Source organism: Pontibacter deserti (assembly GCF_023630255.1).
In the GTDB taxonomy this organism is placed as follows: domain Bacteria; phylum Bacteroidota; class Bacteroidia; order Cytophagales; family Hymenobacteraceae; genus Pontibacter; species Pontibacter deserti.
Window position 1 is genome coordinate 127,138 of record NZ_JALPRS010000002.1, and the last position, 13,610, is coordinate 140,747.

The window sequence follows — 13,610 nt, forward strand, 5'->3', positions numbered from 1 at the left end:
TAACATGCCGGAATTGATTGTGCAAAACCTGAATCAGCGCCACGTAGCTGTTGATGAAGGTCAGACCTTATTTAAAGCCATACAGGCTGCCGGCATCGATTGGATGCACGCCTGTGGGGCTAAAGGCCGTTGTACTACCTGCCGCATCATTGTGTTACAAGGCATGGAGCACTTGGGCGAGCTTAGCCCTGCCGAGCAACGTTACCGCAACAACGGCCGCCTGAAGGATAACGAAAGACTTACCTGCCAGTGTATGTTGCAGGGCGGCGTTGTAACAGGAAAAGTACCGAACCAGACAAAATTGCCACACCAGACCTATAGTTAGAAAGTCTCAGCAGTTAGAGAGTTAAAAGTTTAGAAGTTAAGGAATTTTTATTGTTGATTGTTAATTGTTGATTGTTCTTTAGAAGGGTACTGCAATTACAATAGACAACAATCAGCAACCAGCAATCAATAATTACCATGTTTATAGAACCACGCGTTGGCGGCGCAAGCCATACAGTTAAGAGAGGATGGATAGAAGTGATCTGCGGGTCGATGTTTTCGGGAAAGACAGAAGAGCTTATCCGCAGGCTGAACCGTGCCAAGATCGCGAAGCAGAATGTTGAGATATTTAAGCCATCGCTGGACAAACGCTATCACGACGAAGACGTGGTGTCGCATAACGCCAATGCCATTCGTTCTACGCCCATAGATTTTGCCCAGGATATGCTCTTGTTAGGTGGTAGCTGCGATGTGGTGGGTATAGACGAAGCCCAGTTTTTTGATGAAGGCCTGGCCGAAGTATGTGTTAAACTGGCTAATAGTGGTGTGCGCGTAATTGCCGCCGGCCTGGATATGGATTACTTGGGTAACCCTTTCGGGCCGATGCCTGCGCTTATGGCTGTAGCTGAATATGTAACCAAAGTACACGCTATTTGTGTGCAGTGTGGTGATATTGCCACATACTCTTACCGCAGTGCGGCTTCGGAGCAGCAGGTATTATTGGGCGAAACCGATTCGTACGAAGCCCGCTGCCGCCATTGCTTCCAGGAAGGGCTTAAAAACAAGAAATAAAATTACCTGATGCGATTTTATACTTTCATACGCGTGCTGGTGCTGCTTTTTGGGTTGCTGCAGACGTATGCAAGTATGGCGCAGGTACCAATTGGGGCATGGCAACTGCATGTGCCATACAGGCAGGGCAAAGCCGTAACCGTAGCCGATGGCAAAGTATATGCCGTAGTAGAGCAAGGCCTGTTTTATTACGACAAAGAATTCAACTCCACCAAAGCCATTACTAAGTCTGACGGACTGCGCGAGCAGGAAATAAGCGCTATCGCCTACGACATCCCCAGTCAGACACTTATACTTGCTTACGGAAACACCTACATTGATTTATTGCAGAACAATACCTTCCACACCATCAGCGACATCTTCCGGAAAAACCTGCCCGGTGAGAAGAAGATTAACCACATTTATACTTTTAACCAGAAGGCTTATTTAGCTACAACTTTTGGGGTAGTGGTGCTGGATATCGCTAAAAAAGAAATCCGGGACACGTACAGCAACCTTGGCTCCAACGGAGAGCAGATCAGCATTCTGGCTTCCACTATACATAACGAGAGTTTATACTTAGCTACAAGTATAGGTGTACTTAAAGGGCAACTAAACGGCCCAAATCTGCAGGACTTTCGCAATTGGACACTGGTCTCAAATGGCTTGCCACAACCGGGAAGTATAACTGCTTTAGTTACTTTTAATGATGCTGTTTATGCAGGTACAGCGGCTGGTCTTTATAAGTATACTAATGAAGTATGGCAGTCGACAAGTATAACTCAGAAATCAATTTTAGCGCTGCACTCATCTTCTGATCATCTAACCATAACCACACCCGAACATGTACTGCTACTAGACAGATCCGGAACTATAGCAGAACTAACAGACGAATTGGTACAGGCCCCTAAAGATGCTGTAGTTGATGATAATATAGTTTGGGTGGCCGATGGGCGTGCCGGATTAATACAGAAAAGTATAGTTGGTGGTGCTGCTGAGGTATTTACACCTGGCGGCCCTTATGCCGGAGATGCTTTTAGTCTGAAAACTGAAGCAGGTAAACTCTTTGCTTTCGGTGGCAACTATAACGAGAACTATAATCAGGTTGGTAACACTAATGGCTATAGCGTGTATCAGAACGGTACCTGGCAGAGCTACAACCGTTTTATAGATGCTGCTTTCCCGGATGACGTGCAGGACATTGTGGATGGCGTGTATGATGCTGTAACGGGTAACCTATACCTGGCATCGCTTAAAAGTGGTCTTATCGTTTGGGATGGCAAAACTTATACTTCCTTCAACAGCTCCAACAGCCCGTTACAAAGTTCTATCATTAATCCTGTCCATACACCTGTTACAAGTATAGCCCGCGATGCAGAAGGAAATATCTGGGCAGTAAACCCAAGTTTGCGTGCTGGTGTGCCGGGGCTCTTTAAGCTAACCCCTGATCAGGAAATAACTGGTTATAGTTTACCCAATATAGCCGATGGCACAAGCCTGGAACAGTTGTTAATAGATGATAATGGGTATAAGTGGCTGACCGGTAAAAAGGAGAATAGTGCTGGCATTGTAGTATTTGATGAAAAGCAACATCGCACTAGAAGGTTAAGCACAGGAAAGGGTTCAGGCAACTTGCCAGGTGGCGCTGTTTATGCCATGGTCAAAGATACGAACGGCGATATCTGGGCAGGAACAAGCCAGGGTGTTGCAGTCTTCTATAATCCTGGCAGTGTGTTTGAATCTCAGCCATACGAGGCCCATTTGCCGATAATTGACAGAAGACCGTTGCTGGATGGGCAACGTGTGCTAAGTATAGCTATAGATGGAGCTAACCGTAAATGGGTAGGTACAGATAATGGGCTGTGGCTTTTCGGTCCGGACGGAGATGAACTGGTAAGCCACTTTACAACCAAGAATAGCCCGTTGCCATCTGATAGAGTACATAGCGTGGCTGTGGAGCACAGGAGCGGGAATGTGTTTGTAGCTACGGCTGCAGGTATAGCGTCTTACAGAGCTGGTGCGACTATAACGGAGGGTACGCCTGATTGTGCTGTCGTTTTCCCGAACCCGGTTAAGAAAAGTTTTACAGGGCTGGTAGCTATATCTAATTTACCTAATAATGCCGAAGTCCACATCACAGACATCAGCGGCGCACTCGTATATAAAACGAAAGCTACTGGCGGCACAGCCACCTGGGATGTACGCGACTACAACGGCGACCGTGCCAAAGCAGGTGTATACCTGGTGCTGAGTTCCAATGCCGACTGTAAGCAAACCTGTATCTCTAAAATAGCCGTACTGCAGTAAATGCTGATCAAGACAAGGGGCGTTGTGCTCAACTACATCAAGTACCGGGAAACATCCATTATTGCGCGCGTGTATACCGAGCAACTGGGGCTGCAATCGTACATCATAAACAGTGTGCGCACGCAGCGCAAAGGTTCGCGTATAGCCTTATTTCAGCCATTTACCTTGCTCGATATGGTAGTTTATACTTCTAAACAAGGTGGTCTTACCCGTATTTCAGAGTATAAAACGGCTCATCCCTTCCATTCCATCCCGTTCGATATCCGGAAGAGCAGTATGGTGCTGTTTTTGTCGGAGGTGGTATCGCGAACAGTAAAGGAGGAAGAAGAGAACCAGCCGCTTTTCCAGTTTCTTTACCAGGCTATACTTGCTTTTGATGAACTGGAAGAAGGATTTGAGAATTTTCACCTGGTATTTCTGTTGCAGCTTAGCCACCACATAGGTTTCGGCCCATCGTCGGGTAAAGAGATTGTAGAGCAGGTAGCTTTTTCGGCAAATGCGCAATCGGCTACATCGGCTCCTACAGTGCTGGCCTTACAGGCTTATGAAGAGTATTTTGATATGCTGCTGCACGATCCCGCCCGGGCAACTATACCTAACGGAAGGGTAAGACGGGAACTGCTTTCGGTTTTGGTTCGGTATTACCAGCTGCACGTAGACCGACTCGGCGAAATAAAATCATTAAGTATACTTTCCGAAGTGCTGGCAGAGTAGAACTATAAAAAGAAGGGGCGATACAATCAGTATCGCCCCTTCTTTTTATGATTGTTATAAAAGCTATTCAAACTTAGCCAATACATCGATGTCAAATATTAGCACACTATTTGGCGGCACATTTCCACTACCATAGGGGCCATATGCCAAGTATGATGGAACATAAAGAAAATAATGGCCACCTACTTTCATCTCCTGCATGCCTTCAACCCAGCCATCAATTACGTTACCATCCTCCACTCTAAATTCAAAAGCATCTGCTTTATCCCAGGATGAGTCAAATTTAAGATTGCTGGTGTATTTGCCAATATAATGAACCTGTATAGAGTCGCCAAGATCGATCTCTTCGCCTTCACCTTCAGATACTTTCAGGTAATATAAACCAGATTCTGTGCGCACTACAGCAGTCGTATCCACGTTGTTATCGCGGAAATACTGGCGGATGATCGCCTCATCTTTCACCTTTTGCGCTTCCACATCAAAGTAAAAGGGATCTTCATCTGCGGTGCAGGAAGCGAGGGATACAATAGTTATTACTAAAAGCAGGCACTGAAGCAGGCTGCTGCCTTTAAAGAATCTTTGCTTAAGGGCTTGTACGGTCATCATAGCTTAACAAAAATACTGTTTTATCTGATTACTTTACATCTACCAGCTCCACATCGAAGCGCAGGATAGAGTTTGCCGGCATATCCGGACCACGGTCCTGAGCGCCATAAGCTAACGGAGACGGGATAAGTAAAATTGCTTCGCTACCCTCTTTCAGCTGTGTAATGGCATCATCCCAGCCCTTAATTACCATCTGCTGGCCAAGTGTAAATTCAAATGGCTTACCACCTGCCATTGGGTTAGAGCGTGAGCCATTAAATTCTTTACCATCCAGGAAAGTGCCTTTGTAGTGTACAGCAACTTTGTCACCAGCTTTAGCCTGAGGGCCTTTACCTTCTTTTGTTACAATGTAATAAACCCCTGATTCTGTTTTCTTAACGTTCTGCAGGTTGTTTTCTTTAATATAAGCCTGAAGTTTAGCGTCGTCTGTTTTAATTTGCTTTTCAGCTTCAACTTTAGCTTTCTCCATCTGCTCTTCCATCATTTTAGCATAGTCCGCTTCAGCTTCCGCTTTAGACTGTACTTTCTGCATGCTGATGAAGAAGGTTAACTGAGAACCTGGCTTAATGAACGGAGGCAACGGCTGACCGAAGGTTTTCGCAAAAAGTGTATCGGCGTTGATCTTGAAAACACCGCTATCACCCGGAGACATCATAGAAAGTGCATTTTCAAGGCCACCTTTCATAGTTGGCTGCATTAACGGAAGCACGATCGGCATTTTAGGGCCTTGCGTACGTGTATCAGCAAAAGTAGAGTCTGCAGCGTTTTTAATAGACCAGTGGAAAGTAACTACCTGGCCAACTTTAGCACCTGTGCTGTCAGCAGCGTTTACTTCGCCTTTATTTTCGTATTCGCCTTTATCGGTTTTCTCGAATATCTTATAAGTCAGGCCATCGGCTGAAGTATAAAACTCATCGTTGTTTTTGTTGCAGGCTTGTACCATCAGGGCACCAGCCACTACTGGCAACAGGAATTTGATTTTAGATAACATTGATTATTTAAGGTTAGTTATTATTCTTGATGATGCTGAGCTGCTGCCTGCAGCTCTTCTTTATACTGTGGTAGTAAGCTCTCAAACTTTGCTACAGTTGCCTCCAGTGTATCCATAGACATGCCGCCGGCTGCATTTTTGTGTCCGCCACCATTAAAGTGGGCACGTGCAAATTCGTTTGCAGAGAAGCTGCCTACCGAACGGAAAGACATTTTAACAGCCTGGGTACGGTCAATAATCAGGGCTGCAAAAACGATGCCTTCAATAGATAAAGCATAATTTACCAGACCTTCCGTATCACCTGTTTTAGAGTCGTATGCTTTAAGCTCCTCAGCAGTAATGGCAAAGTAAGCAGTATTAAACTCCCGCAACACTACAAGCTTCTCTTTTAAGGCATATCCTAAAAAGCGCAGGCGCAGCTCAGATGAACTGTCGTAGATCAGGCGGTGTATGTTGGATGTATTTACACCCACGTTCAGCAGATCAGCAATGATCAGGTGCACGTTTGGCGAAGTGCTTGGGTGACGAAACGATCCTGTGTCGGTCATGATACCTGCATAGAGGCATTCCCCGATGTTAGTATCAATCAAGTCGCCGTCACCTAATGCTTTGATCAGGTCATACACAATCTCGGCAGTAGCAGCGGCATTGGTATTGGAGAACTCTAGGTCAGCAAAATCTTCCGGTTGCAGGTGGTGGTCTACCAGTACTTTAGTGCCTTTTGCTTCGCGGATATATTCACCCATCTCGTTTATGCGAGATAAGTTAGAAAAATCGAGGCAAAAGATAACCTGCGATTCTGCGATGATGCGCTGCACCAGTTCGTCGTTCTTCTCTGAATAAATGATCACGTCATCGTTGCCGCTCATCCAGTTCAGGAAACCGGGATAGTCGGAAGGTGTGACCACCGTAACACGGTGCCCTTTCTTTTTGAGGTAACCTGCCAGACCTAAAGAAGAACCCAGCGCATCGGCGTCTGGTTTGTGATGCGTGGTGATCATCACCTCTTTAGGTTCCTTCAGAAGCTCGTTAAGAGCGCTAACATCATACATAGGTTATGGTAATTCCTCTGATTAGTAGGGAAATAAGGTGCGAATTTCTGAAGAAATAACTTCTAAAACAAAAATACAGCCCCTTTGCAGCACAAAGGTAATGTTTATACCTTAACAGGTTTGGCAAAGTATACCGCTAAAGTTTAGCAATATTAAGTATAAATCCACTAATTTTGCGGCCAGTAAAATTAGAAACAAAACTATAATTACGATACAACATGGCAGGAAACATCACATTTACCATGATCAAGCCTGATGCAGTGGCTGATAACCACATCGGTGGCATTACTAAAATGATCGAAGAAGGCGGCTTCCGCATTGTAGCGATGAAAAAGACAAAATTGTCTGAAGAGCGTGCCGGTAAATTTTACGAAGTACACAAAGAGCGTCCTTTCTACGGCGACCTTGTAAAATATATGTCTAAAGGCCCTATCGTGGCGATGATCCTGGAGAAAGACAACGCTGTTGAAGATTTCCGTGCGCTGATTGGTGCTACTAACCCGGAGCAGGCTGCAGAAGGTACTATCCGTAAGAAATATGCGAAGTCTATCGAGTCTAACGCCGTACACGGTTCTGACTCTGATGAGAACGCTCAGATCGAAGGTGATTTCTTCTTCTCTGCTGACGAGCGCTTCTAAGCAGTATTAAAGTATACTTATTGATTATAAAAGTCCCGTTGTAGCTCTGGTTTCTGGCGGGACTTTTTGATTATACTTGGAGCAAAACATAGTTTATGAAACACAAACTTTTACTATTCATCTTGGTCCTGATAACGGGCGTAACAGCAAATGCACAGAAGGTATCATACGGATTAACTGGCCGAGTTGGTGCCTTTAAGACATTAGTAAGTAGCGGCAGAACTGAAGAAACGGATTTAGGTATTGGCCTGCAAACAGCATTAGGAGGATGGGCAAAAATTCCAATTAGTGCGAAGGGTAATATCCAGCTCACCATTTTGCAATTAGGTGAGATACAAAACACCGGAGAGGTACAGGTTGTAAACGAAAACAGGCAACCCATAGCTGATGCTAAAGTTAGAGACCAAAACTTAGCAGTGGGACTTCAGGTGATGTATCTGTATACCCTGCGTGAAAAGTGGTGTGTAGGAGTTGGATTAGGCTCTAAATATGAATACTTCTCAGAGAACAGAGTGGAAAAAAAGTACAAAGGCTATCTCATTCGTCCAAATAATTCAAACTCGTATCGGCAAGATCTGACATTGCATTTTCCTCTTGAGAGCCAGTACAAGCTAAGTGAGCGCTTAGCACTGGTAGGCCAAGTACAGTATCAGTTTAACAACCGTATTGAAGCTACGAATTCTGATTACCAAGAACATGATCTTGGCTTAAGTCTTGGCGTAAACTATACTTTGAAATAATCTTAAAAAGCAAAAGGCCAGCTCCCACAGAAGCTGGCCTTTTTGTTTCTTTTATTCATAGTTAATCTCTCGGAATGTTTAGGCGCTGGCCTGGTCTGATTAAGTCAGGATTTTCGCCTATTGTAGATTTATTCGCATTATAGATCTTGGTCCATGCGTTGGCATTGCCATAGTGCTTCTTAGCTATTTTAGATAAAGAATCACCGGATTGTACAGTATAAACATCCTGATGAGCGCTAGTGCTGGTGCCTGACACATTCTGCTGGCTGCCCGATGTAGCATTTGGCTGCTGGCCTGGCATCTGGGTAGATCTCGGAGTAGCTGCTGGTCTTTTAGCAGGTTCTTCCTTTCCCTTCTTTAAAAAATCAAACAATCCCATAATAAAATATTTAGTGTGTTACTTCTTTGTTTTGAGGCATACTGTAGGTAAGCTGCCTTACTAAAATACGCCTTCTTGTACAGTTAGTTGTAATAAGTGGCTGAATTATAGGTATAGCCAGAACATCAACTTTAAAGAGAAAGCGAACGTACGTTATGCACAGGCTTGGTTTAAAACAGCCTGTTGAAATGCAACACATACAATTTAAAACTATGAAAAGCACAAGATTGAACACGAATGTATTGCTGAGCTTTATGAAAACAGCTTTAACCCTGTTACTGGCGGTGGTGCTGGTAAGTTGCGGTGGCGATAAGGCAGGTACTGAAAGTATGTTATCCGGTACAAGCAGCAAAACCTGGAAAGCTAAAAAAGAAACAAACGCTGAGGGCGACAAAGAAAAACTGACTGACGCAGAGAAAGAGCAGAACCTGCAGTTTTATGCTGATGGTCGTTTTGCAATGGGTGGGGCAAGCACCTTGCAAACAGGTACCTGGAACTATGACCAGGCTGCTAAAAAACTGACATTGCAGTTCGAAGATCAGAACGTATCTGAAAACTTTGATGTACTGAAGCTAAGCGATGACGAATTACGCCTTAGAGCAGGAGATGGCTCGGAGATGGTAATGGAAGCTGAGAAATAGAAAGTATAGATAAAAGTATAGCAAAAGCCGGTGTAACAGCCGGCTTTTCTTTTACCTGCCAATTAAATGTTTAAGGGAGAGCAACCCTACTGCAGGCCCAACTGCCAGTAAAGCAAAAGCAGCTGGCACAGGTATAAGTTCTAACATACGAGCTGTAAATTGAATACTGAGAATAGTTAAGGCAAAACCAATACAAACAACTACAGTAAGGGCAGTACCTACCAAATGAGGCGGTGCAGTTCGTGCTGATAAAGCAGAGAATTGTGGTGAATCGCCGGCAACCACTATGCCCCATAAAACAAGGAAAGGAAGCACAACTGCAGCACTGTTAACCTGAAGCATAAACAACGCCGCCAGGCAGCATACTCCTGAAAGCAGTAGTTGCGCGAAGGCTACAAAGGCGCTGCCATAGCGCTGCGACAGATAACCGCCACCAATGCAACCTACTGCACCCGCAGCAATAACACAAAAACTATAAAATGACAGCTGTAATGGCGATAGCTCTGGTAAACTATAAGCAAGTATAACCGGCACAAATGCCCAGAAAGTATACAGCTCCCACATATGCCCGAAATACCCGAATGCAGCCGATCTGAACTCCTTTGTCTTAAACACCTGCAACATGTTACCTACATCAAAAGCAGCACCTTTGCGCAGATATGGCCCGGTAGGTACAAGTATAAACATAAGTAAGCCACCTGCTGCAGCCAGTGCACTTATACTTAGCAACATAATTTGCCAGGGCAAATCTGTACCCAATGCCCGTAACAAATGAGGAAATGCTGTGCCTAAAACCAGTGCTCCTACCAAATAACCTATTGCTTTGCCCAGGTTACCGCTGTACCAGCTTGCTGCTATCTTCATACCTACAGGGTACACACCAGCTAATAAAAAACCGGTTACTACACGAAGTATAAGTATAGTTGCAAGATTGGCCGGCAATAACACAAGTAAAGCGTTGGCTGCGGCGCCGGCTACAGCGCATAGCATAAATAGCCACCGCGGCGAAACCCTGTCAGCAAGGGAAAGAACAGCAGAGCATAAAGTACCAAGTATAAACCCTAGTTGCACAGCTGATGTGATAAGGCTAAGCGCATCCTGTTTCAGGTTGAGTGCCTGCTGCAGTTCCGGTAGTACTGCATTACCAGCAAACCACAGCGATGTACCCGCAAACTGTGTAAACACAATGGTCGGAAGGATACGGGCAGGAGGCATGGGAAAGGTTTGAGTTAGAGAGTTTGGGAAGTTAGAAGGTTAGAAAGTTAAAAATGATTGGGTAGAAGGAAGGTATTACTCTCCATTTTTTACTCCCAAATTCTTTAACTCTCTCTAACTTCTAAACTATCCAAAGATTGTTTCTGCGAATTTTTCGATGGCTTTTCGGGTTTCGTAGGTGCGCTCGAACATACCCAGGTGGCCGGTTTTGCCTAAGAAGTTAACCATGCTGTTGTTTGGCAGGTGGCATTGCTCCAGGGCTTTATCTAAAGGTACGGCTCCATCTTCTTTACCAAAAATAAACAGTACCGGGAATCTAGCTTCTCTCAGGATATTAGTTCTGTCGGGACGGTCGCGCATGGCTGCCAGGCTACCGGTTATACTTTCTTTAGGTGTGTTAATGCCAGTTTCAACCATAAAGTTTATCTCTTTGCGCAGCTTGTTACGGTTATCTGCAAAGAACAGCGGTTCCACAAACGATTGCATGAACTTCTCCACGCCATGCTTTTCTACAAACTCAATAGTCTTATTACGGTTTTCTTTCTTCTCATCAGTGTCGGGCAGGGCAGAGGAGTGGAACAGGCAAAGGCCGTTCAGCATACTGCTATACTTTTCTGCAAAGGCCATGCTTACATAGCCTCCCATGGAATGCCCTACCAGAATACACTTTTTTACATCCAGCAAATCCAACTGATGCTTAACATACTCCGCCATGCTTTCCATACTATAATTGCTGATGTTGCTCGTATTCTCACCAAAGCCCGGAAGATCAAGTGCTATGGTTCTGAATTTCTGCTGCAGAGGTCTTGCAAAATCAGCCCAGATCTCTTTGCTCTCACAGAAGCCATGCAGGAAAACAAGTGTATCGCCGGAGCCGGCATCGGTGTAGGTGTTTGCCATAGTTTAGATGTTAGTGTTTAGATATTAGATGTTAAACACGAATTTACTGTTTTATACATTAAAGTGGAGTTTAAAGCTATTGGCGAATAATCTGATTTTGTTTCAGACAAAAAAGCCCCACAAGCATAATACTTGCGGGGCTTTTCTAAAATCTAAGTACTAACTTCTTAAACTATACTTTAACAGCCACTCCAATCATCTCACGGACTGTGCGCTCAATGTCTTCAGGAGCAAAGCCGGCTTCGCGGTGTAGTTCCAGTTGAGAGCCATGTTCAAAAATAGCGTCTGGTATTCCTAAACGTTTTACTTGTGAAGTATAGCCGTTATCAACCATGAACTCCAGCACCGCACTACCGAAACCACCTTGCAGGCAGCCATCTTCTACGGTAATTACTTTGCTATACTTTGTGAAAATATGGTGCAGCAGTTCTTCGTCGAGTGGTTTGGCAAAGCGCATGTCGTAATGGCCCGGGGTAATGCCGTCGAAGCTAAGTTTTTTGCAAACATCTACTGCATAGTTACCGATATGGCCAAACGTAAGTATAGCTACTTCTTCGCCTTCCTGCACGGTACGGCCTTTGCCAATCTCGATTACTTCCAGCGGAGTTTTCCAGTTTGGCATAACACCTTCGCCGCGTGGGTAACGGATCGTGAACGGACCAGCACCTTCCTGGGTAGCCGTAAACATTAAATTACGCAGCTCCTGCTCGTTCATCGGGGCAGATACCACCATGTTAGGGATGCAGCGCATGTAGGCAATGTCGTAAGCGCCGTGGTGTGTCGGGCCGTCGGCACCGGCAAAGCCAGCTCTGTCTAAGCAGAAAACTACCGGCAGATTCTGTAAACACACATCGTGCACCACCTGGTCGTAGCCGCGCTGCATAAATGTACTGTAGATGTTACAGAACGGAATCATGCCTTGTGTTGCCAGACCAGCTGAGAACGTAACCGCATGTTGCTCGGCAATGCCTACATCAAACGCGCGGTCCGGCATGGCCTTCATCATAATGTTCAGCGAGCAACCCGATGGCATAGCAGGTGTTACACCCATAATCTTAGGGTTCTGCTCAGCCAACTCAACTATTGTATGGCCAAACACATCCTGGTACTTCGGTGGCTGTGGCTTGTCCGGAACAGTTTTATAGATCTCACCTGTTATTTTATCGAACAAACCTGGCGCGTGCCATTTGGTCTGATCTTTCTCGGCGAGGGCAAAACCTTTACCTTTTGTAGTTACACAGTGCAGGATTTTCGGACCCGGAATATGCTTCAGGTCTTCCATTACCGATACCAGATGATTGATATCATGACCATCGATCGGGCCGAAATAACGGAACTTAAGCCCTTCGAACAGATTGCTTTGTTTCAGCAGCGATGCTTTAATGCCACTTTCGATCTTAGAAGCGATCTGCTGTGCATTAGGACCGAATTTGCTGATCTTGCCAAGTATGTTCCATATCTCGTCGCGTACCTTGTTATAGGTGCGGGAGGTGGTAATGTCGGTTAAATATTCTTTCAGAGCACCTACGTTCGGGTCGATGCTCATGCAGTTATCATTTAAAACTACCAGCAGGTTGGCATTGGTAGCTCCGGCATGGTTAAGTGCTTCAAAAGCCATACCGCCCGTCATGGCACCATCACCGATCACGGCAATGTGCTGACGCTCTTTTTCGCCTTTGTATTGCGACGCAACAGCCATACCCAATGCCGCCGAAATAGACGTGCTCGAGTGGCCTACGCCAAATGTATCGTACTCGCTTTCTTTGCGTTTAGGGAAACCGGAAATGCCGCCATACTTGCGGTTGGTATGAAATACATCACGACGACCAGTCAGAATCTTATGTCCGTATGCTTGGTGGCCCACATCCCACACCAGTTGGTCGTAAGGTGTGTTAAATACATAATGGAGTGCTGTAGTAAGCTCTACCACACCAAGGCTGGCGCCAAAGTGCCCGCCATGTATCGACACTACATCGATGATATATTGTCTCAGCTCCTGCGTTACCTGTAGCAACTGCTCTGGCTTAAGCTTTCGCAAGTCTTCAGGTTTATTAATGGAGGCAAGCAACTCTCCGGGTTTAATGATCATACGATTCTCTTTATAGACCCTCAACAATTTATTTTGCTAAAAGTTTGCTGGCTGCAAATTTGTTAACGTCCGGGCAAAACGTAAAATTAATAAAAAACTAGTAACGATTAACGTGGCTTGTTATTTTCATACCCGGTGCTAACAAAATTTGTACCGGAAGCTGTTGCCTGGCAAGTATAAAGGTGCAATAGAACTATAGGATGCAGGTAATGGTTAGGTTAGTATTTTTTTACAAGATGAAGTATGTGGTGCTATAAAATCTGAGGTACACTAAATCAGTTAAAAATGTTTAAATTTGTTCAT

The 13,610-nt window shown here is 45.0% G+C and carries 14 protein-coding genes; 7 read left to right on the forward strand and 7 right to left on the reverse strand.

Going from position 1 to position 13,610, the window contains the following annotated elements:
• Positions 1-4: 4 nt before the first annotated feature.
• The 4 genes from MJ612_RS12495 to recO all read left to right on the forward strand — a co-directional run bounded on the left by MJ612_RS12495 (position 5) and on the right by recO (position 4,056).
• Entirely contained in the window at positions 5-325 is a 321-nt protein-coding gene (locus MJ612_RS12495) for a 2Fe-2S iron-sulfur cluster-binding protein (RefSeq protein WP_187031697.1), read from the forward strand.
• Between the two features lie 137 nt (positions 326-462).
• Positions 463-1,056, forward strand: a complete 594-nt coding sequence (locus tag MJ612_RS12500; protein ID WP_187031695.1) for a thymidine kinase — start codon at positions 463-465, stop codon at positions 1,054-1,056.
• 9 nt (positions 1,057-1,065) lie between these two features.
• The gene (porZ, locus tag MJ612_RS12505) at positions 1,066-3,342 is read left to right on the forward strand and encodes a type IX secretion system anionic LPS delivery protein PorZ (RefSeq protein ID WP_187031693.1); all 2,277 of its coding nucleotides are present in this window, start codon (positions 1,066-1,068) and stop codon (positions 3,340-3,342) included.
• Positions 3,343-4,056, forward strand: coding sequence for a DNA repair protein RecO (gene recO / locus MJ612_RS12510; protein WP_187031691.1), 714 nt, complete (start codon positions 3,343-3,345; stop codon positions 4,054-4,056).
• Positions 4,057-4,119: 63 nt separating this feature from the next.
• Here recO and MJ612_RS12515 read toward each other — a convergent pair whose 3' ends face one another.
• From MJ612_RS12515 to MJ612_RS12525, 3 genes are read right to left on the reverse strand one after another with little or no spacing between them, the layout of a single operon-like run.
• Positions 4,120-4,662, reverse strand: a complete 543-nt coding sequence (locus tag MJ612_RS12515) for an FKBP-type peptidyl-prolyl cis-trans isomerase (protein WP_250419175.1) — start codon at positions 4,660-4,662, stop codon at positions 4,120-4,122.
• Between the two features lie 28 nt (positions 4,663-4,690).
• Positions 4,691-5,653, reverse strand: coding sequence for an FKBP-type peptidyl-prolyl cis-trans isomerase (locus MJ612_RS12520; RefSeq protein WP_187031689.1), 963 nt, complete (start codon positions 5,651-5,653; stop codon positions 4,691-4,693).
• Between the two features lie 20 nt (positions 5,654-5,673).
• Positions 5,674-6,705 (reverse strand): DHH family phosphoesterase, encoded by a 1,032-nt coding sequence (locus tag MJ612_RS12525; RefSeq protein WP_187031687.1) that lies wholly within the window; start codon positions 6,703-6,705, stop codon positions 5,674-5,676.
• Positions 6,706-6,923: 218 nt separating this feature from the next.
• Here MJ612_RS12525 and MJ612_RS12530 point away from each other — a divergent pair, with 218 nt between their 5' ends.
• Both MJ612_RS12530 and MJ612_RS12535 read left to right on the forward strand, forming a co-directional pair.
• Positions 6,924-7,343, forward strand: coding sequence for a nucleoside-diphosphate kinase (locus MJ612_RS12530; protein WP_187031685.1), 420 nt, complete (start codon positions 6,924-6,926; stop codon positions 7,341-7,343).
• A gap of 95 nt (positions 7,344-7,438) precedes the next feature.
• Complete coding sequence (locus tag MJ612_RS12535) at positions 7,439-8,083, forward strand: hypothetical protein (protein ID WP_187031683.1); 645 nt, start codon at positions 7,439-7,441, stop codon at positions 8,081-8,083.
• Between the two features lie 61 nt (positions 8,084-8,144).
• On the opposite strand, the gene MJ612_RS12540 is transcribed toward MJ612_RS12535, so the two are convergent.
• Positions 8,145-8,462, reverse strand: a complete 318-nt coding sequence (locus MJ612_RS12540; RefSeq protein WP_187031681.1) for a LysM peptidoglycan-binding domain-containing protein — start codon at positions 8,460-8,462, stop codon at positions 8,145-8,147.
• A 212-nt stretch (positions 8,463-8,674) separates the two neighbouring features.
• On the opposite strand from MJ612_RS12540, the gene MJ612_RS12545 reads away from it, so the two are divergent.
• A complete protein-coding gene (locus MJ612_RS12545) occupies positions 8,675-9,103 on the forward strand; it encodes a lipocalin family protein (RefSeq protein ID WP_187031679.1) in 429 nt (142 codons plus the stop codon).
• Between the two features lie 51 nt (positions 9,104-9,154).
• Here MJ612_RS12545 and MJ612_RS12550 read toward each other — a convergent pair whose 3' ends face one another.
• The 3 genes from MJ612_RS12550 to dxs form a co-directional block, all read right to left on the reverse strand.
• The gene (locus MJ612_RS12550; RefSeq protein WP_187031677.1) at positions 9,155-10,318 is read right to left on the reverse strand and encodes an MFS transporter; all 1,164 of its coding nucleotides are present in this window, start codon (positions 10,316-10,318) and stop codon (positions 9,155-9,157) included.
• A 126-nt stretch (positions 10,319-10,444) separates the two neighbouring features.
• Positions 10,445-11,218 carry an alpha/beta fold hydrolase gene (locus MJ612_RS12555; protein ID WP_187031675.1) on the reverse strand — a complete coding sequence of 258 codons (774 nt, stop codon included), beginning with the start codon at positions 11,216-11,218 and terminating at the stop codon, positions 10,445-10,447.
• 172 nt (positions 11,219-11,390) lie between these two features.
• On the reverse strand, positions 11,391-13,307 hold the full coding sequence (gene dxs / locus MJ612_RS12560; protein ID WP_187031673.1) for a 1-deoxy-D-xylulose-5-phosphate synthase: 1,917 nt from the start codon (positions 13,305-13,307) through the stop codon (positions 11,391-11,393).
• Positions 13,308-13,610 lie beyond the last annotated feature (303 nt).